The organism is Pseudomonas sp. CFBP 8770 (assembly GCF_014841705.1).
GTDB lineage: Bacteria > Pseudomonadota > Gammaproteobacteria > Pseudomonadales > Pseudomonadaceae > Aquipseudomonas.
In genome coordinates this window covers 228602-250997 of sequence record NZ_JACYUL010000003.1, presented here as the reverse complement: position 1 = coordinate 250997, position 22396 = coordinate 228602, and the positions used below count along the sequence as shown (strand labels likewise).

Annotated in this window: 19 protein-coding genes; 7 read left to right on the top strand and 12 right to left on the bottom strand. The window is 62.1% G+C overall.

From position 1 onward, the window contains the following. Positions 1-11: 11 nt before the first annotated feature. From IFT98_RS08455 to IFT98_RS08435, 5 genes are all read right to left on the bottom strand, one after another. Complete coding sequence (locus tag IFT98_RS08455) at positions 12-980, bottom strand: ABC transporter substrate-binding protein (RefSeq protein ID WP_192048042.1); 969 nt, start codon at positions 978-980, stop codon at positions 12-14. A 114-nt stretch (positions 981-1094) separates the two neighbouring features. Continuing rightward, complete coding sequence (hutC, locus tag IFT98_RS08450) at positions 1095-1805, bottom strand: histidine utilization repressor (protein ID WP_192048256.1); 711 nt, start codon at positions 1803-1805, stop codon at positions 1095-1097. A gap of 163 nt (positions 1806-1968) precedes the next feature. Further along, on the bottom strand, positions 1969-2493 hold the full coding sequence (locus tag IFT98_RS08445) for a lipocalin family protein (protein WP_446730823.1): 525 nt from the start codon (positions 2491-2493) through the stop codon (positions 1969-1971). Between the two features lie 365 nt (positions 2494-2858). Further along, complete coding sequence (locus IFT98_RS08440; RefSeq protein ID WP_122714533.1) at positions 2859-3869, bottom strand: class 1 fructose-bisphosphatase; 1011 nt, start codon at positions 3867-3869, stop codon at positions 2859-2861. A 341-nt stretch (positions 3870-4210) separates the two neighbouring features. Further along, a complete protein-coding gene (locus tag IFT98_RS08435) occupies positions 4211-6661 on the bottom strand; it encodes a glycogen/starch/alpha-glucan phosphorylase (protein WP_192048040.1) in 2451 nt (816 codons plus the stop codon). A gap of 187 nt (positions 6662-6848) precedes the next feature. Here IFT98_RS08435 and IFT98_RS08430 point away from each other — a divergent pair, with 187 nt between their 5' ends. Then, positions 6849-7259 carry a YkgJ family cysteine cluster protein gene (locus IFT98_RS08430; RefSeq protein WP_122480476.1) on the top strand — a complete coding sequence of 137 codons (411 nt, stop codon included), beginning with the start codon at positions 6849-6851 and terminating at the stop codon, positions 7257-7259. A 319-nt stretch (positions 7260-7578) separates the two neighbouring features. Here the strand turns inward: IFT98_RS08430 and IFT98_RS08425 are convergent, their stop codons facing one another. From IFT98_RS08425 to thiI, 3 genes are all read right to left on the bottom strand, one after another. Beyond that, positions 7579-9576 (bottom strand): methyl-accepting chemotaxis protein, encoded by a 1998-nt coding sequence (locus IFT98_RS08425; RefSeq protein ID WP_192048039.1) that lies wholly within the window; start codon positions 9574-9576, stop codon positions 7579-7581. 174 nt (positions 9577-9750) lie between these two features. Further along, complete coding sequence (gene typA, locus IFT98_RS08420; protein WP_122480478.1) at positions 9751-11571, bottom strand: translational GTPase TypA; 1821 nt, start codon at positions 11569-11571, stop codon at positions 9751-9753. A 248-nt stretch (positions 11572-11819) separates the two neighbouring features. Next, on the bottom strand, positions 11820-13274 hold the full coding sequence (gene thiI / locus IFT98_RS08415; protein WP_192048038.1) for a tRNA uracil 4-sulfurtransferase ThiI: 1455 nt from the start codon (positions 13272-13274) through the stop codon (positions 11820-11822). Between the two features lie 423 nt (positions 13275-13697). Between thiI and glnA the strand changes: the two genes are divergently transcribed. From glnA to ntrC, 5 genes are all read left to right on the top strand, one after another. Further along, positions 13698-15104 (top strand): glutamate--ammonia ligase, encoded by a 1407-nt coding sequence (gene glnA, locus IFT98_RS08410; RefSeq protein WP_122480480.1) that lies wholly within the window; start codon positions 13698-13700, stop codon positions 15102-15104. 131 nt (positions 15105-15235) lie between these two features. Beyond that, on the top strand, positions 15236-15751 hold the full coding sequence (locus IFT98_RS08405; RefSeq protein WP_192048037.1) for a DUF4124 domain-containing protein: 516 nt from the start codon (positions 15236-15238) through the stop codon (positions 15749-15751). Further along, complete coding sequence (locus tag IFT98_RS08400; protein ID WP_192048036.1) at positions 15748-16347, top strand: DUF4124 domain-containing protein; 600 nt, start codon at positions 15748-15750, stop codon at positions 16345-16347. Before IFT98_RS08405 ends, IFT98_RS08400 begins: the two co-directional genes overlap by 4 nt. A 277-nt stretch (positions 16348-16624) precedes the next feature. Beyond that, on the top strand, positions 16625-17710 hold the full coding sequence (gene glnL / locus IFT98_RS08395) for a nitrogen regulation protein NR(II) (RefSeq protein ID WP_192048035.1): 1086 nt from the start codon (positions 16625-16627) through the stop codon (positions 17708-17710). Continuing rightward, a complete protein-coding gene (gene ntrC / locus IFT98_RS08390) occupies positions 17707-19143 on the top strand; it encodes a nitrogen regulation protein NR(I) (RefSeq protein ID WP_043191454.1) in 1437 nt (478 codons plus the stop codon). The genes glnL and ntrC overlap by 4 nt, the downstream gene beginning before the upstream one ends. Positions 19144-19998: 855 nt before the next feature. Here ntrC and IFT98_RS08385 read toward each other — a convergent pair. Beyond that, positions 19999-20439 carry a hypothetical protein gene (locus tag IFT98_RS08385; protein ID WP_192048034.1) on the bottom strand — a complete coding sequence of 147 codons (441 nt, stop codon included), beginning with the start codon at positions 20437-20439 and terminating at the stop codon, positions 19999-20001. Between IFT98_RS08385 and trmL the strand changes: the two genes are divergently transcribed. Beyond that, positions 20438-20893, top strand: coding sequence for a tRNA (uridine(34)/cytosine(34)/5-carboxymethylaminomethyluridine(34)-2'-O)-methyltransferase TrmL (gene trmL / locus IFT98_RS08380; RefSeq protein WP_122480486.1), 456 nt, complete (start codon positions 20438-20440; stop codon positions 20891-20893). The genes IFT98_RS08385 and trmL overlap by 2 nt on opposite strands. A 109-nt stretch (positions 20894-21002) precedes the next feature. Here the strand turns inward: trmL and secB are convergent, their stop codons facing one another. From secB to IFT98_RS08365, 3 genes are read right to left on the bottom strand one after another with little or no spacing between them, the layout of a single operon-like run. Further along, a complete protein-coding gene (secB, locus tag IFT98_RS08375) occupies positions 21003-21488 on the bottom strand; it encodes a protein-export chaperone SecB (protein ID WP_122714527.1) in 486 nt (161 codons plus the stop codon). A gap of 45 nt (positions 21489-21533) precedes the next feature. Next, the gene (gene grxC / locus IFT98_RS08370) at positions 21534-21788 is read right to left on the bottom strand and encodes a glutaredoxin 3 (RefSeq protein WP_122480488.1); all 255 of its coding nucleotides are present in this window, start codon (positions 21786-21788) and stop codon (positions 21534-21536) included. Between the two features lies 1 nt (position 21789). Continuing rightward, complete coding sequence (locus IFT98_RS08365) at positions 21790-22203, bottom strand: rhodanese-like domain-containing protein (protein WP_122714526.1); 414 nt, start codon at positions 22201-22203, stop codon at positions 21790-21792. Positions 22204-22396: the final 193 nt, after the last annotated feature.

Genomic DNA, 22396 nt, shown 5'->3' with positions numbered 1-22396 from the left:
CAAAGACCAGGTCAAAGCGCGGCTTCGATCTTGATGGCGGCCGCTTCGCTGACCCATGGCTTCCAGACGTCCGGATGCTCCTTGAGGAACAGGCGAGCCAGCTTGGGCGACTCGATGCGCTCGCGACTCATGCGCGCCAGGTTCTGGTTGAGCAGGTCGATAGGCAGGTTGACCTTTTCGAACACGCCGAGCAATTCCGGTGCACCGTCGTGAAAGGCCTTGGACAGGCCGACCTTGATGCTGATGGTCTTGTCCACACCGGGTTTTTCCGCCAGCTTGACGACGTCGACCTGGCCCAGCAGAGGGGTCGGTGACCAGTAATAGAACAGGATCGGTTCGCCACGTTTGTAGCTCGACAGTACCGCCGCATCGAGGGCGGGCCCTGTGCCTGGACGGAAATTGGTGTAGCTGTCCAGCAGGCCATAGCTTTTCAGCATTTCGCTGTTTTCCAGCTCGCAGGTCCAGCCGGCCGGGCAATTGTAGAAACGACCCTTGTTCGGTTCTTCCTGATCCTTGAACACCTGGGCGTATTTGCCCAGGTCGGCAATGGCTTTGAGGTCGGGCGCCTTGGCGTCGAGGCCGCGCTTGGCGTCGCCTTCGATCACATAGCGCGGCACGTACCAGCCTTCCACGGCGCCGGTGATCGGCGCGCCCACACCCACCACCTTGCCCGCTTGTTCGGCCTTGTTCCAGACCTCGCTGCGACCGACCCATTCCTCGGCGAACACCTGGATGTCGTTGCTGCCCAGGGCGCTCTCCATCGTGATGGAGTTGCCTGGCAGGCTGTCGGTCTTGCAGTCGTAGCCGTGTTCCAGCACGAACTGCAGCAGGTCGGTGAGCAGCATGCCGCTCTCCCAGTTCAGGCCGGCGAATTTCACCGGTTTGCCCGATTCGCACCACCCGGCGGCTTGGCTGTTACCGGCAGCGGCCAGCAAGCCCAGGGAAAGGGTCGTTGCCAGGAGGGTCTTGTTCAGTTTCATCGGGTCCTGCTCCACATGGGCCATGGGTCACGGCGGTCTATGGCTGTGACCGCGCGATGAGCCATTGTTCTGCGCGACGTGTGGCAGATTGGCGTATTTGTGCCGCAAGCAGGCCTATTTGGTGAAGCGCCCTTCCAGCCGATGGCGCGAACCGGGGTGGATCAAGCGCGCCGCCGTGACCGGCGTCTTGCCCGACCAGGTGCGCCGCAAGATCAGCAGGCAGGGTTCGCCGCGCTCGATCTGCAGCAGTTCGCACTCGCTGGGGTTGGCCAGCATGGCTTCCACCAAGTGCTCGCCGGCGGTCAGCGGCGCCACGCGGGTCAGGTAGGCATACGGCGTCTCTTCGACGAAGTCCTGCTGCAGGTATTGCGGGGCGATCTGGGCGTTGACGTAGCGGTCCTCGATCTGCACCGGGATGTCGTTTTCGTAGTGGACGATGATCGAATGAAACACACGCTGGCCTTCGCGCATGCTCAGGATCAGCGCACGTTCCGCGCCGGCCGCCTCTTCTTCCAGCAGCACCAGGCGGCTGCTGTGACGATGGCCGCGGGCGGCAATCTCGTCGGCAACGTTGTGCACTTCGAACAACGCCGACTGGCTTTTCGGCTCGGCCACGAAAGTCCCCACGCCCTGCATGCGCACCAACAGGCCTTCGGCCGTCAACTCGCGCAAGGCGCGGTTGATGGTCATGCGGCTGAAGCCCAACTGGTTGACCAGCTCGCTTTCAGAGGGCACCCGGTAGTGCGGTGGCCAGGTACCGTTGAGGATCTGCACCGCGATCATCTGTTTGACGCGGGCATACAAGGGCGCCGGACTTTCGCCCATCTGGGCAGCCAGCGCAGGGACAACGGGCGGAGTCGGCACGGGAGTTCCTTGATTGATTCGTGGGGCACAGCGAGTGACATTGTAACGCGACTCGCGCCTGGGCAGTAACGCGACTCGCGCCCGGACAACTCTGCACGGGCCAAGCGCGAGCCGGGATGCGCCATCACTTGCCGATATCGGCATCCGCCGCGCGCCAGATCAGGCGCGTGGTGTCATAGCCCTGCTGACGTGCTTTAGCCAGCATCCGCTCGCGCACTGCGGTGGAAACCTGGGGTGTACGCGACAGCAGCCACAGGTACTTGCGGTTCGGGCTGCCGACCAGTGCGTGCTGGTAGCCGTCGTCCACGTCCAGTACCCAGTAATCGCCCTTGGCCAAGTCAGGGGCCATTCTGGAGAACCAGTTGTCGAACACTACCCACAGCTTGTCGGTCTTGCCGGGGACCTGCGGCGAAGCGCTGCCGTTGGCTTCCTGCCACTTGCCAGCCTCGGTGCGGCAGCGGTTGAGCACGCCGATGTTGCCGTCGGCCTGCAGGGTGTAATGGGCTTCGGATTGGGCGCAGTTGCGCTGGAAGAACATGGGCAGCCTGGCCACTTCGTACCAGGTGCCCTGGTAGCGCTGCAGGTCTACGCTGTCGACGGTGCGTGGCGCCATGCTGGCGTCGGGGGAGTTGCTGCAGCCAGCGATCATCAGCGACAGGCACAAAGGCAGCAAGGCGAACGTGCGCAACGACATGGGGGCTCTCCTTGAACGGCAGACACAGGGGGTGTGCTGCTTAGAAGAGCGCAAACGGCGCGGGTTCCAATTGGCAACGGTGCGCTTGCCGCGGTGGGCCAGACGTACCCCATGCACCAGCGCCCGTCTTCAACGCGGCCCCTGTAGCAGCGGCGCAAACCGGGTCAACACGTTACCTGTAGCAGCGGCGCAAGCCGCGTCAGGGGCACAGCAATGATTCAACTCCACCGCATGCACCGCCGACGCGGCTCGCGCCGCTGCTACAGAAGAATCCGCCAGGCCCTGCACCAGCGCCCGGCTTCAATGCGGTCGTGCGGCGTTTACTCGGTGTGGTAACCGGTGACGCGCTCGACTTCCTGCTTGGAGCCCAGGAACACGGCTACACGCTGGTGCAGGCCCTCAGGCTTGATGTCCATGATGCGCTGGCGGCCATCGGTCGAAGCGCCACCGGCCTGTTCTACCAGGAACGACATCGGGTTGGCTTCGTACATCAGGCGCAGCTTGCCCGGCTTCTCTGGTTCGCGGCTGTCGCGCGGGTACATGAACAAGCCACCGCGGGTCAGGATACGGTGCACGTCGGCGACCATGGAAGCGATCCAGCGCATGTTGTAGTTCTTCTTCAACGGGCCTTCTTCACCGGCCAGCAGCTCGTCCACGTACTTGGTCACCGGGGCTTCCCAGTGACGCTTGTTGGACATGTTGATGGCGAACTCGGCGGTGGTTTCCGGAATCTGGATGTTCTCGTGGGTCAGCACGAAGCTGCCCATTTCGCGATCCAGGGTGAAACCCTTGACGCCGTTGCCCAGGGTCAGGATGAGCATGGTCTGCGGGCCATAGATGGCGTAACCGGCAGCGACCTGCTCGGTGCCTGGCTGCAGGAAGGCTTGTTCCTTCAGGCTGTCGTTCTGGCTCAAGTGCTCGGTAGGGCAGCGCAGTACCGAGAAGATGGTGCCGACCGAAACGTTGACGTCGATATTGGAAGAGCCGTCGAGGGGGTCGAACACCAGCAGGTAGGCACCCTTGGGGTACTGGCCGGGAATCTGGTAGGCGTTGTCCATTTCTTCGGACGCCATGCCGGCCAGGTGACCGCCCCATTCGTTGGCTTCGAGCAGGATGTCGTTGGACAGCACGTCCAGCTTCTTCTGCACTTCACCTTGGACGTTTTCGGTGCCCATGCTGCCAAGCACGCCACCCAGGGCGCCCTTGGACACCGCATGGCTGATCTCTTTGCACGCGCGCGCCACCACTTCGATCAGGAAGCGCAGATCGGCCGGCGTGTTGTTGCTGCGGGTCTGCTCGATCAAGTAGCGACTCAGGGTAACGCGGGACATGGACGACTCCGGAGTAGAAAAGGGGTTGGGGAAAGCCCGCACAGTTTACACGGGTGCGGACAAACCTAGCGAGCGCTAGCCACGCCGCGGCAGCCATCAGATCGCTATCAGGGAATATAGTTCGCCGCTGAGCATGCGGCGCGCCCTTCGCGGCCAATGACCGCTCCTACAGGAGGAACACAAAATTCCGTGGGAGCGGTCTGTGGCCGCGAAAAGGCCGACGCGGGTTACCAGATACACCGCGGCGCGTTCTTCGCGGCCGATGACCGCTCCTACGGGAGGAACACAAAACATCTGTGGGAGCGGTCTGTGGCCGCGAAGGGCATGCGCGGTATCGGGCTTTACTCCAACGCCTGCCAGATATCCTGCGCATACTCGCGGATGGTTCGGTCGGATGAGAACCAGCCCATGCGTGCCGTGTTCAATACCGCCATGCGCCACCATTTGTCGGCGTCGTGCCAGGTATCTTCGACCTTGCGCTGCGCATCCCAGTACGCGTCGAAATCGGCGCACAGCAGGAAGCGGTCGTAATTGGTCAGCGAATCGACCAACCCCACATAGCGCGATGGATCATCCGGCGAGAACACCCCACCCCGGATGGCCTGCAGCACATCGTTCAACCGATGGGAGGCTGCGACGTCGCCATGAGCGCTGTAGCCCCCGGCATGCTTGCGCTCTTCCACCTGCGCTGCAGTCATGCCGAAGATGAACATGTTCTCCTTGCCCAGGAACTCGCACATCTCGACGTTGGCGCCATCCAGCGTGCCGATGGTCAAGGCGCCATTGAGGCCGAACTTCATGTTGCTGGTGCCCGACGCTTCGTAGCCGGCCGTGGAAATCTGCTCGGACAGATCCGCTGCCGGAATGATGCTTTCCGCCAGGCTGACGTTGTAGTTGGGCAGGAACACCACCTTGAGCAGCCCGCGCACGGTCGGGTCGTTGTTCACAACCCGAGCGATGTCGTTGGCCAGCTTGATGATCAGCTTGGCCTGGTGATAGCTGGCCGCCGCCTTGCCGGCGAAGATCTTCACCCGCGGCACCCAGTTCGTCTCGGGCTCGGCGCGAATGGCCTGGTAGAGCGCTACGGTGTGCATCAGGTTGAGCAACTGCCGCTTGTACTCGTGGATGCGCTTGACCTGAACGTCGAACATGGCCTCGGGATTGACCGCTACCCCCACGCGCTCGTGAATGATGCGCGCGAGTGCTTTCTTGCTGTTCAGCCGTTGCGCAGCGAACGCCTTGCGGAACTCGGGCTGGTCGGCAAACGGTTCGAGGTTCTTCAGCAGCCCTTCCGGGTTGTCGAGCAATTGCGGTCCGAGCTTGTCGACCAGCATGGCGGTCAGCTCGCTGTTGGACTGGTACAGCCAGCGGCGGAAGGTGATGCCGTTGGTCTTGTTGTTGATCCGGTCGGGATAGAGCTTGTGCAGCTCGGAGAACACCGTGCTGCGCATCAACTGGGTGTGCAGGCCCGACACGCCGTTGACACTGTGCGAGCCGAGGAACGCCAGGTTGCCCATGCGCACGCGACGGCCGTTGTCTTCCTCGATCAGCGATACCGCGCGCAGAACATCGACGTCGTCCTGGCCTTTGGCACGCAGCGAATCGATGTGATAGGCGTTGATCAGGTAGATGATCTGCATGTGCCGCGGCAGCATGCGTTCCATCAAGCCCACGGGCCAGGTTTCCAGCGCTTCGGGCAACAGCGTGTGGTTGGTGTAGGCCAGGGTGTTGACGGTGATTTCCCACGCCGTGTCCCAGGCCAGACCGTGTTCGTCGACCAACTGGCGCATCAGCTCCGCCACTGCGATGGAGGGGTGAGTATCGTTGAGCTGGATGGCGGCCTTGTCGGAGAGGTTGAGCAGGCTGTCGTTGCCATTGAGGTGACGACGCAACAGGTCCTGCAGCGAGGCTGCAACGAAGAAGTACTCCTGGCGCAGGCGCAACTCCTGGCCCGCCTCGGTGCTGTCGGCGGGGTACAGGACCCGCGAGATACTCTCGGCGCGTGCCACTTCGGCCACGGCGCCCAAGTGGTCGCCCGCGTTGAAACGTTCCAGGTGCAGCTCTTCCAGTGCCCGCGCGCGCCACAGGCGCAGCGTGTTGACACTCGAGCCGCGCCAGCCGACCACTGGCGTGTCGTAGGCGACCGCACGAACGGTCTCGCTGGGCCACCACACCTGCTTTTGCTGGCCTTCGCTGTCGGTGACGGTTTCCACATGGCCGCCGAAGCTGATCGGGTAGATCACTTCAGGACGCTCGAACTCCCAGGGGTTGCCGAAATTCAGCCAGTTTTCCGTCTGCTCCTGCTGCCAGCCATCGACGATGGCCTGGCGGAACAGGCCGTGTTCGTAACGGATGCCATAGCCGTGGGCAGCGACGCCCAGGGTCGACATGCTTTCCATGAAACAGGCGGCCAGGCGGCCCAGGCCACCATTGCCCAGCGCCGCATCGGGCTCGAGCAGACGGATGCGTTCCAGGTCCACGCCCAGGTCGGTCAACGCTTCGCGAGCGATGTCCAGCAACCCGAGGTTGCTCAGGCTGTCGTAGAGCAGCCGGCCGATGAGAAATTCCAGTGAAAGGTAATAGACCCGTTTCTGACCCTTGCGGTAGATCTGCCGGGTGTGATCCATCCAGTGCTCGACCATGTGGTCGCGCGCCGCCAGGGCAATGGCCTCGAACCAGTCATGGTCGAATGCGTGATCGGGGTCCTTGCCCACCGCGTAGGTGAGTTTGGCGAGTACAGCAGCGCGGAAATCGGCCACCTCGGCGTCACGGACAAGCGGTTCCTGAGACATGCAATGCGTCCTCGGGGAAATTGACGATTCTAGATGGAATACCTGAGCCTAGACGCTTCGACACACGCTGAAAGCTCAGGTTCGTAACTTTGCACGATTCGCAGGGTTTCAGGCAGATGGTTGTTCACTTTTTCACCAATGCCGGTATGATCGCGCGCCCTGATCCACGTTGCCTGATGACCTGACGATGAAAAGCTCTTTGATTGCCGCCGCCGAAGTGGACCGCCTGGACACCTGGCAGAAATATTCCGCGCCGATGTGCGGCGCCTGTATCTCGACCTGCTGCACGCTGCCGGTGGAAGTGAAGATCAAGGACCTGATCCGTATCGGTGTGGTGGATGAGTTCGAGAAAGGCGATCCCCCCAAGAACGTTGCCAAGCGATTGCAGAAGGAAGGCATCGTCGAGCGCTTCAACCAGAAGTCGGGCATTTTCACCCTGACGCGCATGAGCAACAACGATTGCCTGTACCTGGACAAGAAAAGCCGCCTGTGCACGATCTATGAAAAGCGTCCGGACACCTGCCGCAACCACCCGAAGATCGGGCCACGCCCAGGCTTCTGTGCCTACCAACCCAAGCCAGTGTCGCGCCAAGGCTGAGTAACGTCCCTGCTAGCCATGTGGGAGCGGGCTCTGCCCGCGAAGGCCATACCACGGCCTGCCTGACACACCGCAGCGCCCTTTCGCGGCCAATGACCGCTCCCACAGAACATCGCCACACCGTCACGCCAAGGCTGAGCAGTGCCCCTGCGACCCTTGTGGGAGCGGGCTCTGCCCGCGAAGGCCATACCACGGCCTGCCTGACACACCGCAGCGCCCTTTCGCGGCCAATGACCGCTCCCACAGAACATCGCCACACGCCTCCCCCTTGTGGGAGCGGTCATCGGCCGCGAAGGGAGCGCCGCCGAATTGCCGCCGGTCACCCCTGTCGGCTCAGCCCTGCCAGGCGGGTCGACAGGGCCTGCATGCCTTGGCTCAGTTCACTCAGGCTCGACGCATCACGCGCGCCGTCTTCGCTGGCCGCGTGAATGCGCACCGCCAGCTCGTTGATCTCCTGAGTGACATGGCTCTGTTCCTGCGCGGCCACGGCAATCTGCTGGGTGCGCTGGACGATGTCGTCGAAACCGACCACCGTGCTGCCCAGCGACGCGCTCAACACATCGGCTTGCTGCGCCACGGTCCGCGTGCGGTCCTCGCCCGCGACCATGGTATTGACCGCCTTCACCGATGCCTGGCGCAGCTCGCCGATCATCTGCTGGATCTCGTCGGCCGAAGCCTGGGTGCGCCCTGCCAGGGTGCGCACTTCGTCGGCGACCACCGCAAAGCCTCGTCCCTGCTCGCCGGCGCGAGCGGCTTCGATCGCGGCGTTGAGCGCCAGCAGGTTGGTCTGCGCGGAAATCGACTTGATCACGTCGAGCACCCCGCTGACACTTTCGATGTCCTGACCCAGGCTGGTAATCGCCTGCGCAACGCTGGCGATATCACCGGTCAAGGAATTGATCGTCTGGCTGTTCTGCTGCACATGCCCCTGACTCTGGCGCGCGGTCGACAGCGACAGCTGCGCGGTGTCGGAACACTCCGTGGTGTTGGAGGCAACCTCCTGGGCACTGGACGACATCTCGGTAATCGCCGTGGCCAGCAAGGTGTTGTCCTGACGCTGGGTTTCGGCGCGTTCGGCCATGATCACCGACAACCGAGCAACGTCATCGGACTGTTTCTGCAGGCGCAGCGCCTCATCGGCGATGGCCTTGAGCATGCTGCGCAGGTTGCCGGCGTAACGGTTGACCGCCCCGCGCAGCAGGCCGATCTCGTCCGCGCGAGCCACGTCCAGCTCGGCGCTGGCACCACCGCCCTGCTCACCGAGCTTGTCGATCTGCGCCGTGGTTTCGTTGATCTGACCGAACACCGCACGCCCGGCCAGCCAGGCGAGAGCGAACACCAGCGCCAGGATCGGCAGCAAGGTGGTGAGGATATCGACGGTCAATTTGCTGGCAATGCCGGTCATGTGTGCCTGCGGCGTAGCCAGGCCCACCACCCAACCACTGGCCGGAACCCGCGTGAGGCTGATGTAGCCCGCCCCACCCAGTTGCGCGTCCTGATCGACATGAAACGTCTGCGCTTCGCGCTGGCCGCTGCTGCGCCAATCGGCAACGCCCTTGAACCAGGGATAGGCGGCGAGCATCGCCGCCTCGTCGGCAGGTGCCGGCTTGTCGTTGGTGGTCGGAAAATACAGGACCTTGCCCGAGGGGTCGATGGCGAACGCATAACCCCCGGTGACCTGCCCATTGGACTTGAGGAAGTTGGCCAGGCCCGTGAGTGTCAGGTCGATGGTCGCCACACCGGCGAAACGTCCTTCACGACTGTAGGGCACGGTACAGGTGGTCATCAGGATCTTGCTGACCGGATCCTCGTAGGCATCCGACCACGCGCAGCGGCCAGGCGCGGATGCCTTGCCCTGCACGTACCAGTCGGCGGCGTGATAGTCATCGACGGCGCCGGCATTGTATTCCTCGGAATAACCCAGGCCCTGCCCACTGCGGGCCCAATAGAAACTGCGCCGCGGCACGCCTGCGCTGAACGCATCGGGCTCGGGCCACAGGCCACCGCCGGCAATCGCAGCATCGCCCTGGGAATCGATGATCGGTGCCAATGCGCTCTTCACCAGCTCGACGTCGGCCGGCAGCGTGGCGCCAAGGCTGGCCAGCGCGGCCACGCGCCCCTCGATCTCGGCCAGCTCGATCGACAGCTGCCGAGCAATGGCCGTGGCCGACTGCTCGGCGCTCTTGGTGTTGGACTGGATCAGCTTGGGCTCGCCGCTGAGCACCATGACCGCGTAGATAGCCACCGCCGTGACCAGCAGGATGAACAGGATGCCCAGGCTGAAGCGGGACATGATCTTGGTAGGTAGCAGGCTCACGGGGCCCCCTTCGGAGGGAATCGATATTGCCTGCGCTATCGGCTCGGTCCGGGGAAACTGGAGAGGTGGAGCGATGGAAGGCATGCGGGCGGCCAGACCCGCCTAACAGCAATCATAAAAAAACCCCCGGACGCTTTCGCGCCGGGGGCTTTTTCAATCAACCGGAACTACGAATCAGTTCTTGGCTTTCTTGGCAGCGCGGGTACGCTCGCCTTCGTCCAGGATCTTCTTGCGCAGACGGATCGACTTCGGCGTGACTTCGCACAGCTCGTCGTCCTGGATGAATTCCAGAGCCTGTTCCAGGGTGAAGCGAACAGGTGGAACCAGGGCGATGGTTTCGTCTTTGCCCGACGCGCGCATGTTGTCCAGCTTCTTGCCCTTGGTAGGGTTTACGCCCATGTCGGTGTCGCGGCTGTTCAAGCCGACGATCTGACCGTTGTAGATCTCCTGGCCGTGCTCGACGAACAGCTTGCCGCGCGCCTGCAGGGTTTCCAGCGAGTAGGTCAGTGCCTTGCCGGTTTCGACCGAAACCAGTACGCCGTTCTGACGGCCGGACATGTGGCCGGACTTCATCGGAGCGTAGCGATCGAAGATCGAGGTAAGGATGCCAGCACCGTTGGTCAGGGTCAGGAACTGGTTACGGAAACCGATCAGACCGCGAGCAGGGATGTTGTATTCCAGACGAACACGGCCCTTGCCATCCGGCACCATGTTGGTCAGGTCGCCTTTACGCAGGCCCATCTCTTCCATGACCTTGCCCTGGGATTCCTCAGGGGTGTCGATGGTGACATTTTCGAACGGTTCCTGCTTCTCGCCGTCGATGACGCGGATGATCACCTCAGGACGACCGACACCCATTTCGAAGCCTTCGCGACGCATGGTTTCGATCAGTACCGAAAGGTGCAGCTCGCCACGGCCGGAGACCTTGAACTTGTCGGCCGAGTCGCCTTCTTCGACGCGCAGTGCAACGTTGTACAGCAGCTCCTTGTCCAGACGTTCCTTGATGTTGCGGGACGTCACGAACTTGCCTTCTTTACCGCAGAATGGCGAGTCGTTGACCTGGAAGGTCATGGAAACGGTTGGCTCGTCGACGGTCAGCGGCTTCATCGCTTCGACGTTGTCCGGCTGGCACAGGGTGTCGGAGATGAACAGCGAGTCCATGCCGCTCACGCAGACGATGTCGCCAGCGAAAGCTTCTTCGACGTCGATGCGGTGCAGGCCGTGGTGACCCATCAGCTTGAGGATACGACCGTTGCGCTTCTTGCCGTCGGCGCCGATGGCGACCACCGGGGTGTTCGGCTTGACGCTGCCGCGAGCGATACGGCCAACACCGATGACGCCCAGGAAGCTGTTGTAGTCCAGTGCCGAGATCTGCATCTGGAACGGGCCGTCGCGGTCAACTTTCGGAGCCGGTACGTTGTCGACGATCGACTGGTACAGCGGGGTCATGTCTTCGGCCATGTCGGTGTGTTCCAGACCGGCAATGCCGTTCAGGGCCGAGGCGTAGACGACTTTGAAGTCCAGCTGTTCTTCGGTGGCACCGAGGTTGTCGAACAGGTCGAAGATCTGGTCCAGAACCCAGTCCGGACGCGCGCCTGGACGGTCGACCTTGTTGATGCAGACGATCGGACGCAGGCCGGCTTCGAACGCCTTCTTGGTCACGAAACGGGTTTGCGGCATAGGGCCGTCCTGGGCGTCGACCAGCAGCAGCACGGAGTCGACCATCGACATCACGCGCTCTACTTCACCACCGAAGTCGGCGTGGCCCGGGGTGTCCACGATGTTGATGTGGTAGCCGTTCCAGTTGATGGCGGTGTTCTTGGCCAGAATGGTGATGCCGCGCTCTTTTTCCTGGTCGTTGGAGTCCATCACGCGCTCGTCGTTGAGCTCGTTGCGCTCCAGGGTGCCGGACTGACGCAGGAGTTTGTCTACCAGGGTGGTCTTGCCATGGTCAACGTGAGCAATGATGGCGATGTTGCGTAGATTTTCGATCACTTGTGTATCTCGATCAGAGGATTCGGTTGCCGCGCATTCTACGTGGCGAATATTAAACAAAAAGCTATCCGGGCCAGACAGCGTAGGAACGTAGCGAGCGACGGCAAGGCGAGGAAGCACAGTTTACTGGTTGTAAATGAACATTCCGAGCCTGTTTCTGACGCAGCATTGCCTAGCGCAGTAGTTCCTACGCTGTCTGGGGGTCGGGAGGGCGATGGCGGATACTCCCACCATTCAACCCTGGGACTCTATGTCGGACGATAAACGCGCACATTGGCATGTCCCTCACTCAACAGATGGTGAGCATGCAGTCGGCTCATGACGCCCCTGTCGCAATACAGCAAGTACTGGCGAGTGAAGTCCAGTTCCTTGAAGCGGCTGTTCAGGGCATAAAAAGGCATTGCCTTGACCTCGATGCCGGCCAGTGACAGCGGCTGGTCTTCCTGGGCATCGGGGTGGCGGATATCGATGACGACCTGTCCGGACAGCGCCTCGCTGACCTCTTCGACCTCGATATCCTGGCCCAGCTGGTCGATGACTTCATCAATGGACACCAGCTTGGCGCGCTCCAGCGCTCGCTCAAGAACGGCCATGTCGAAAGACTTCTCTTCATGGACGACGCGCGGCAGCTTTGCACTGGTGGTCGGGTTGACCGAAATCACGCCGCAATATTCTGGCATGTGTTTGGCAAAATCGGCAGTCCCAATTTCAACTGCTTGATCGATGATGTCTTGTTTGTGGCTCGCCAGCAGCGGGCGCAGTACCAATTTGTCGGTCGCGCTGTCGATCGCCGACAGGTTGGGCAGGGTCTGACTGGACACCTGCGAGATGGCTTCGCCCGTGACCAGCGCGGGAATCTTCAGCTGGTCGGCCAGGCGCGTGGCGGCCCGCAGCATCATGCGCTTGAGGATCACGCCCATGTGGCTGTTGTCGACCTTGCCGAGAATCTCGCCCAGCACTTCCTCGAACGGCACGCTGATGAACAGCACGCGCTGGGAACTGCCGTACTTCTTCCACAGAAAGTGGGCGACTTCCATCACCCCCAACTCATGGGCGCGACCGCCCAGGTTGAAGAAGCAGAAGTGGGTCATCAGGCCGCGGCGCATGATCTGGTAGGCGGCGACGGTGGAGTCGAAACCGCCCGACATCAACACCAGCGTCTGCTCCAGAGCGCCCAAGGGATAGCCGCCCATGCCATCGTGCTGGTCATGAATGACGAACAGGCGCTGGTCGCGGATTTCCAGGCGCACCACCACGTCGGGCTTTTTCAAGTCGATGCCGGCAGCACCACACTCGCGGCGCAACTGGCTGCCGACGGTGCGTTCCACATCCATCGAGCTGAAGGCATGCTTGCCGGCACGCTTGGCGCGCACCGAAAAGATCTTTCCAGGCAGCAGCGGGCCGAAGTGCGTCTTGCACTTGGCCACGATGTCATCCATGTCGCCCAGCGGGTATTCGTCCACTTGCAGGAAATGCGCGATACCTGGCGTGCAGCGCAGGCGTTCGGTCATCTCGCGCAATACCTTGGCGTCCGTCAGCTTGGTCTGGACTTCAAGGTTGTCCCACACGCCAGTGACCATCAGCTGCGCGTCCAGGTCACGGAGCACCATGCGGATGTTCTTGGCGAGCTGGCGGATGAAGCGCTTGCGCACCGGCGGGCTCTTGATGGTGATCTCTGGAAAGACTTTTACGATAAGTTTCATGAAAACAGCGCGCGAAATGCCAGCCTGAAAAGAGGGGCGCGGATTATAGCGGAAATTGCTCAAGGTTTGACCAGTTATCGTACGAACGGGCAAACGCACCAATCTGGACCACCCAAAAAGGCCTCGCACCAAACCAGCGCACCCCTATTCAACCCGACCCTTCGTAGCAGCGGCGCACGCCGCGTCCCGCCTTCATACCTATATAATGCCGGGGACGAAGCGTGACGCGGCTCGCGCCGCTGCTGCAAGGGAATGTGTTCGAACATCCGGATAGTGAGAATCAGCGTTGCGCCCATCACGGGGCACTGGCATGCAAATTGCTCCCTTGTGAGGCAGGTTGCCTTGGCCGACTATCGGGCCCGGCATCACTCATATTTAGGGGCCCCCTTTCACAATCGGCCCCATTCCACCCCGGAGGACAACATGTCGAAGTCGGTTCAACTCATCAAAGATCATGACGTCAAGTGGATTGATCTGCGCTTCACTGATACCAAAGGCAAGCAGCAGCACGTGACCATGCCAGCGCGCGATGCTCTGGATGACGACTTCTTCGAAGTCGGCAAGATGTTCGACGGTTCCTCCATCGAAGGCTGGAAAGGCATCGAAGCCTCCGACATGATCCTGCTTCCGGACGACAGCACTGCCGTGCTGGACCCGTTCACCGAAGAGCCGACCCTGATTCTGGTCTGCGACATCATCGAACCGTCCACCATGCAGGGCTACGATCGCGACCCACGCGCCATCGCCCATCGCGCCGAGGAATACCTGAAGTCGACCGGTATCGGCGACACCGTGTTCGTCGGTCCGGAGCCTGAGTTCTTCATCTTCGACGAAGTGAAGTTCAAGTCCGACATTTCCGGCTCCATGTTCAAGATCTTCTCGGAACAGGCTTCCTGGATGACCGACCAGGACGTCGAAGGCGGCAACAAGGGCCACCGTCCAGGCGTCAAGGGCGGCTACTTCCCAGTGCCACCGGTCGACCATGACCACGAGATCCGTACCGCCATGTGCAACGCACTGGAAGAGATGGGTCAGGTCGTCGAAGTTCACCACCACGAAGTGGCGACTGCCGGCCAGAACGAAATCGGCGTCAAGTTCAACACCCTGGTCGCCAAGGCCGACGAAGTGCAGACCCTGAAGTACGTCGTGCACAACGTTGCCGACGCCTACGGCCGCACCGCTACCTTCATGCCCAAGCCACTGTACGGTGACAACGGCTCGGGCATGCACGTGCACATGTCGATCTCCAAGGATGGCAAGAACACCTTCGCTGGCGAAGGCTATGCCGGCCTGTCCGACACCGCGCTGTACTTCATCGGCGGCATCATCAAGCACGGCAAGGCGCTGAACGGCTTCACCAACCCGTCGACCAACTCCTACAAGCGTCTGGTCCCAGGTTTCGAAGCGCCGGTCATGCTCGCCTACTCGGCCCGCAACCGTTCGGCTTCCATCCGTATTCCTTACGTCAACAGCCCGAAAGGCCGTCGTATCGAAGCGCGCTTCCCAGACCCGGCGGCCAACCCGTACCTGGCTTTCGCGGCCTTGCTGATGGCTGGCCTGGACGGCATCCAGAACAAGATCCACCCCGGCGATGCCGCCGACAAGAACCTGTACGACCTGCCGCCCGAAGAGGCCAAGGAAATCCCGCAGGTTTGTGGCAGCTTGAAGGAAGCCCTGGAAGAGCTGGACAAAGGCCGTGCGTTCCTGACCAAGGGCGGCGTGTTCAGCGATGACTTCATCGATGCCTTCATCGCCCTGAAGAGCGAAGAAGAAATCAAGGTCCGTACCTTCGTACACCCACTGGAATACGACCTGTACTACAGCGTCTGATCCCTGTGATGTGACAGAAAGGCCACCCTCGGGTGGCCTTTTTTCGTTCTGCGCTCAGCGTGGCGACGCTGCACGCGACCCCTCAATTGCTCTATGCTGGCCCCATGCAAGCGCCACTCAGAGAAGTTTCCATGCGCTCACCCCTAGCCTGCCTGTTGCTGCTGTGCGCGCTGCCCGCTGCGGCGCAGATCTACAAGTACACCGACGCCGAGGGCAATACCGCCTACAGCAACCAGCCGCCCCAGGGGCGTGCCAGCCAGACGGTAGAGCTGCCGCCGCTCAACAGCGTCGAGTCGCTGCGCAAGCCGGCGCCGACCACCCTGCCGAGCACCACCGTCGAGGTGCCGCAGACCCAGTACAGTCAACTGGAACTGACCGGCCTGCCGACCGACGAAGCGCTACGGGCCAACAACGGCACCTTCGATGTCGGCGTGGCGATCGTGCCACGCCTGCGTTCGGGCGATCGCCTGCGCCTGGTACTCGACGGCGAGCCCTATGGTCAGCCAAGCAACGTGCCGCGCCTGCAACTGGTGAATGTCGATCGCGGCGAACATGGCCTGGCGGTGCAAGTGGTCGACAGCCAGGAAGCGGTCATCCAGGAAAGCGCCACCGTCACCTTTACGGTGCAGCGGGTTCACCTGCCGTGAGGTACTGGCCCCTGCTCTGGCTGGCATTGATCACCGCCTCCGCGCAAGCCGCGGTGTACACCTACGTCGACGCCAATGGCAACCGGGTCTTCACCGACCAACCGCGCAAGGGCGCCGAACGGGTGCCGATGCCTGCACGCGCCACGCCCAGCGCCCCGGCTACCGTGACGCCGCCGCGCACCAGCAAGGTGCCAGTGCCGAACAAAACCGCAGCGATGCGTTATCAGATGCTGCGCATCCTCGGCCCCCTGCCGGACACCGCCGTGCGTGAGGAAGACGGTTCCCTGATCGTGACCCTGACCAGTGAGCCGGCCTTGCAGCCGAACCATCGCTACCGCCTGCTGCTCGACGGCGAAGTGGCGCAGGCGCCGGGGCGCAGTCCGGTGTTCGCCTTGAGCAATGTCGACCGCGGCACCCACTCCCTGGCCGCCGAGATCATCGATCAGGACGACCATGTGATCGAGCGCACGCCGGCCCAGCCGGTCCACTTGCAGCGCATCTCGCTGATTCAGAAACGCCGGGTTCACCCCTGCCGAAGTGCTGATTACGGTGTACGCCCGGAATGTCCACTCAAGGACAAGCCCGAGGACGACTGAGCAGCGGCAGCCGAAAACGATATAGACCTTCCCGCACTTTTTTGGTGCGCTATGCTGGTCATTGCCAGGCATGCCGTGCCATTTTGGGTCGCTGCAACGTTGCGTAGAGCGCAGCTCTCGTGCAGCGGGGCACTAATGGTACCCATTTGCAGGATCCGCGCTTCTTTTCGGAGCCTTGGTTTGGTTCTTGCATTTTCCCTGCATCAGCGAGTTTGTTTCGCGCGCGAACCCGGGCGTTGCCACGGGCGCCCTGTGCCAAAAGAGGTCACCTGTCCCCATGACCATCAGCGATGCCCTGCACCGACTGTTACTCGACAACCTCACCACTGCCACCATTCTGCTCAATGCCGACCTGCGTCTTGAGTACATGAACCCCGCAGCCGAGATGCTGCTGGCGATCAGTGGCCAACGCAGCCATGGTCAGTTCATCAGCGAGCTGTTCACCGAATCCACCGAAGCACTCAACTCGCTGCGCCAGGCAGTCGAACAGGCTCACCCCTTCACCAAGCGCGAAGCGATGCTGACCGCGCTAACCGGGCAGACGCTGACGGTGGACTATGCGGTCACACCGATCCTGAGCAACGGCGCGACCTGGCTGCTGCTCGAAGTGCATCCGCGTGACCGTCTGCTGCGCATCACCAAGGAAGAGGCCCAGCTGTCCAAGCAGGAGACCACCAAGATGCTGGTGCGCGGCCTGGCCCACGAGATCAAGAATCCGCTGGGCGGCATCCGCGGCGCGGCTCAATTGCTGGCGCGCGAGCTGCCCGAGGAAAGCCTCAAGGACTACACCAACGTCATCATCGAGGAAGCCGACCGGCTGCGAAATCTGGTCGACCGCATGCTGGGTTCGAACAAGCTGCCTCTGCTGGCCATGACCAATATCCACGAGGTGCTGGAGCGCGTGGCCAACCTGGTCGAGGCCGAAAGCCAGGGTTGCATCACTCTGGTGCGCGACTACGACCCGAGCATCCCGGATGTGTTGATCGACCGTGAGCAGATGATTCAGGCGGTGCTCAATATCGTGCGCAATGCCATGCAGGCCATCAGCGGCCAGAACGAGCTGCGCCTGGGACGCATCAGCCTGCGCACCCGCGCCATGCGCCAGTTCACCATCGGCCATGTACGCCATCGCCTGGTCAGCAAGATCGAGATTACCGACAACGGCCCGGGCATTCCTGCGCAATTGCAGGAAACCATCTTCTACCCCATGGTCAGTGGCCGTCCCGACGGTACCGGCCTGGGGTTGGCCATTACCCAGAACATCATCAGTCAGCACCAGGGCCTGATCGAGTGTGAAAGCCACCCCGGCCACACCACGTTTTCGATCTTCCTGCCGCTGGAACAAGGAGCCGCTTCGTCATGAGCCGTAGTGAAACTGTCTGGATCGTCGATGACGACCGTTCCATCCGCTGGGTACTGGAAAAGGCCCTGCAGCAAGAAGGCATGACCACCCAGAGCTTCGACAGCGCCGATGGTGTCATGAGCCGACTGGCGCGCCAGCAGCCCGACGTGATCATCTCCGACATCCGCATGCCCGGCGCCAGTGGCCTGGACCTGCTGGCGCGCATTCGCGAACAGCATCCACGCCTGCCGGTGATCATCATGACCGCGCACTCGGACCTGGACAGCGCGGTCGCCTCCTACCAGGGCGGTGCGTTCGAGTACCTGCCCAAGCCGTTCGACGTCGACGAAGCGGTGTCATTGGTCAAGCGCGCCAACCAGCATGCCCAGGAACAGCAAGGCCTGACCGAAGTACCGGCGCTGACCCGCACACCCGAGATCATCGGCGAAGCACCGGCCATGCAGGAAGTCTTCCGCGCCATCGGCCGCCTCAGCCACTCCAACATCACCGTGCTGATCAATGGCGAGTCGGGCACCGGCAAGGAACTGGTCGCCCATGCCCTGCATCGGCACAGCCCGCGGGCCGCGTCGCCGTTCATTGCGTTGAACATGGCGGCCATTCCCAAGGACCTGATGGAGTCGGAGCTGTTCGGCCATGAAAAAGGCGCCTTCACCGGCGCCGCCAACCTGCGCCGAGGCCGCTTCGAACAGGCCGACGGCGGCACGCTGTTCCTCGACGAAATCGGCGACATGCCGGCCGATACCCAAACGCGCCTGCTGCGTGTGCTGGCCGATGGCGAGTTCTACCGCGTCGGTGGGCACATACCGGTCAAGGTCGACGTGCGCATCATTGCCGCCACCCACCAGAATCTGGAAACGCTGGTGCACGCCGGCAAGTTTCGCGAAGACCTGTTCCATCGCCTCAACGTGATCCGTATCCACATCCCGCGCCTGTCCGACCGTCGCGAAGACATCCCGACCCTGGCACGACATTTTCTCAGCCGCGCTGCCCAGGAACTGGCGGTCGAGCCCAAGCTGCTCAAGAGCGAGACCGAGGAATACCTGAAGAACCTGCCGTGGCCTGGCAACGTGCGTCAGCTGGAGAATACCTGCCGCTGGATCACGGTGATGGCCTCGGGCCGCGAAGTGCACACCGGCGACTTGCCGCCCGAACTGCTGAGCCTGCCGCAGGACGCGGCACCGGTAACCAACTGGGAGCAGGCGTTGCGCCAATGGGCCGACCAGGCGCTGGCACGCGGGCAATCGAGCCTGCTCGACAGCGCCGTGCCCAGCTTCGAGCGGATCATGATCGAGACTGCCCTGAAGCATACCGCCGGACGACGTCGTGATGCGGCCGTGCTGCTGGGGTGGGGCCGCAATACCCTGACGCGCAAGATCAAGGAGCTGGGCATGAAGGTCGACGGCGCCGACGAGGACGAAGTCGAAGAAGCCTGACGTCCCGCACACCGCCAAGGGCATACGCGACCTCTGTAACGCGGCGCAAGCCGCGTCCGGCCTCACCGCAGTAGGTCAGATGCACCGCACATACCGCCGACGCGGCTTGCGCCGCTGCTACAGGGGTATGTCAGGTGCCCAGCACACATCCCCACGGCATACCAGATCCCTGTAGCAGCGGCGCAAGCCGCGTCCGGCTTCACCGCGGTGTGTCAGATACACCGCACATACCGCCGACGCGGCTTGCGCCGCTGCTACAGGGGTATGTCAGATGCCCAGCACACATCCCCATGGCATACGCGATCTCTGTAGCAGCGGCGCAAGCCGCGTCCGGCCTCACCGCAGTGGGTCAGATGCACCGCACATACCGCCGACGCGGCTTGCGCCGCTGCTACAGGGGGCTTGAAGAAACTCTCCGCTTTTGTGCATTCGCCTTGTTCGGTGCACCTGCACGATGCGCTGTCATACATCGCTTGTCGCTTGGATAACACTCCCCTCGTTTCATCGCATCAGAAAGCTGTTATCTCGCCTTGATATTTTATTCTTGTAATTCATATAGATAAAAAGCACTGCCAAATATTTTGGGCTTTTGGAAAGCTTCTGCAACAAAACTGGCACGCACGCTGCAACGTACTAATCATTACCCAGTTTCGGGAACCTCGGTACAGGCAGGCCGGGGATTCCCTCTTTACACCGCGACTCCAGCCAAGGCTGGAATACCGCACAACTGTTTTGGGGACCTTGGTACAGGCAGGCCGGGACTCCCCTTCTTTACATCGAAACGCCCGGCTGCAAGGCCTGGTATTTCAACCCCGCTTGGGGGGCCCTGGTACAGGCAGGCTGGGGTCCCCTCTTTTATTGCTCGCGCAGCTCGACGGTGGTTTGCCAGCGTCCATCGAGCTGCACCGCGCGCCATTGCATCTGCAACGGACGCGCTGCCACCGCCGTCAACAACAACCCCTCATCACTGCGCTGAATGCGCCAGGTCACCGGTTTGCCGTTGACCAGCAGACGCCCGCTGGCCGGAGCGCCGGTAGCGTCGAACAGCATCGCCACCGTTCCTTCCACCACCTCGCCATGCACCCGCGGCTCATCGTTGAACCACAGCACCAACTGGTCGCGGTGCACTTCGATGTTATCCAGGCGAGCGGGCTCGGAGTTGGTCAGGCGGCCGATCATCAGTCCGACCAGCAAGCCAATGATCGCCAGCGAGCCCAAAACCCGTGGCCACAGTTGCGAACGCTCGCTCGGATCAGGAGTAGAATGCTGCCCGTCCTTCAGTTCGGTGCCGCGCATGTTTCACGTGATCCTTTTTCAACCAGAGATACCGCCCAATACAGGCAACATTATCAGGCTGTGCGCCAACAGCGGTTGCGCCTTGCACCTGATAGAGCCGATCGGCTTCGAGCTGGACGACAAGCGCCTGCGCCGCGCCGGCCTCGATTACCATGAGTACGCCACCCTGCAGCGCCACGCCGACCTGGCCAGTTGCCTGGAAAGCCTGGGTCAACCACGGGTGTTCGCCTTCACCACGAAGGGCTCGCGACCGTTTCATGATGCCAGCTTCCAGAAGGGCGATGCGTTCCTGTTCGGACCGGAAAGCCGCGGGCTGCCCGCCGAAGTGCTGGACGCGCTGGACAGCCAGCACAAGTTGCGCCTACCGATGCGTGAAGGGTGCCGCAGTTTGAACCTGTCCAATACGGTGGCCGTGGCGGTGTATGAGGCGTGGCGGCAGTTGGGGTTCGAGTAGGGCTTGAGAGCCTCTTCGCCGGCAGCGGGCTCGCCGCCCGCGAAAGGGGCACCACGCACCTACGAAAAAGCGCCCCGAAAGGCGCTTTTTGTTCACTGCAAGACAACGCTTACTGAGGCGTAGGCGCTTCGCCCGATTCCTGCATGCGCTGCAGTTCCTGAGCATAGAGCATGTCGAAGTTCACCGGAGCCAGCATCAGCGCCGGGAACGAACCGCGGGTCACCAGGCTGTCCAGAGTCTCGCGGGCATACGGGAACAGGATGTTGGGGCAGAACGCACCCAGGGTGTGGCTCATCGAGCCCTCGTCCAGACCCTTGATCAGGAAGATACCGGCCTGTTGCACTTCGGCGATGAACGCGACTTCTTCGCCGTTCTTGACCGTGACCGACAGGGTCAGCACGACCTCGTGAAAGTCCCCTTCCAGGCCCTTCTGGCGGGTGTTCAGGTCCAGGGAAACGCTAGGTTCCCACTGCTGGCGGAAGATCGCCGGGCTTTTCGGCGCCTCGAACGACAGGTCACGCACGTAGATGCGCTGCAGCGAGAACTGCGGTTCGTTTTCGGCGGCAGCAGCGCCATTGTTCGCTTGGTCGGTCATCGCAGATCCTTGTGATCTTCAGAGGTGTGGGGGTAAGGGGACCGATCAGGCCCCCAGCAACGCGTCCAGCTTGCCAGCACGCTCGAGGGCGAACAGGTCGTCGCAGCCGCCGACGTGCAGCTCGCCGATCCAGATCTGGGGCACCGACGTACGGCCAGCCTTGGCCGCCATCTCGCGGCGCAGCTCGGGCTTGCCGTCGACCTTGATCTCGGTGAACGGCGCCTTCTTGCTTTCCAGCAGGTACTTGGCGCGCGAGCAATACGGGCAATAGTCGCTGGAGTAGACGAGGATCGGCTTCATGTCACTTCACCACAGGCAGGTTGTCGGCACGCCAGCTCGAGACGCCACCGGCCAGCTTGGCGGCGGTGTGGCCGGCCTTGACCAGCTCGGCGCAGGCAGTGCCGGCGTGCTGGCCGATGGCATCGACCACGATCAGGGTCTTGCCCTTGTATTTTTCCAGCTCGCCGACGCGGCTGGCCAGCTTGTCCTGCGGAATGCTCAGCGCGCCGACGATGTGGCCTGCGGCATATTCCTTTTTGTTGCGGATATCCACGACCACGCCCTGATCGCTGTTGACCAGCGCAGTCAGCTCGCGGGGGCTGAGGCTTTTGGCGCCCTTGCTCATTTCCAGCATGATCAGCATGACCAGCAGGACCACGAACGCGGTCACGAGCAGATAGTGATTTGTGGCGAATTCAATCAGGTGAGCGACCATCAGCGGGTTCCAGGGCGTTAAAATGTCGGCCAGTATACACAGCCGCCAAGTCCGGCCAAAGCCCGCCGGACGGAACCGCTCGGCCTGATTGCGGGTCTGTGCTTGTTGTTCTTGCACCCGCGGTGAAATAAACCGCCATGATTCGTCACGCAGGCCCGCAATGCCCTAAAATGCCGGGCTTCTCCTGAATGCT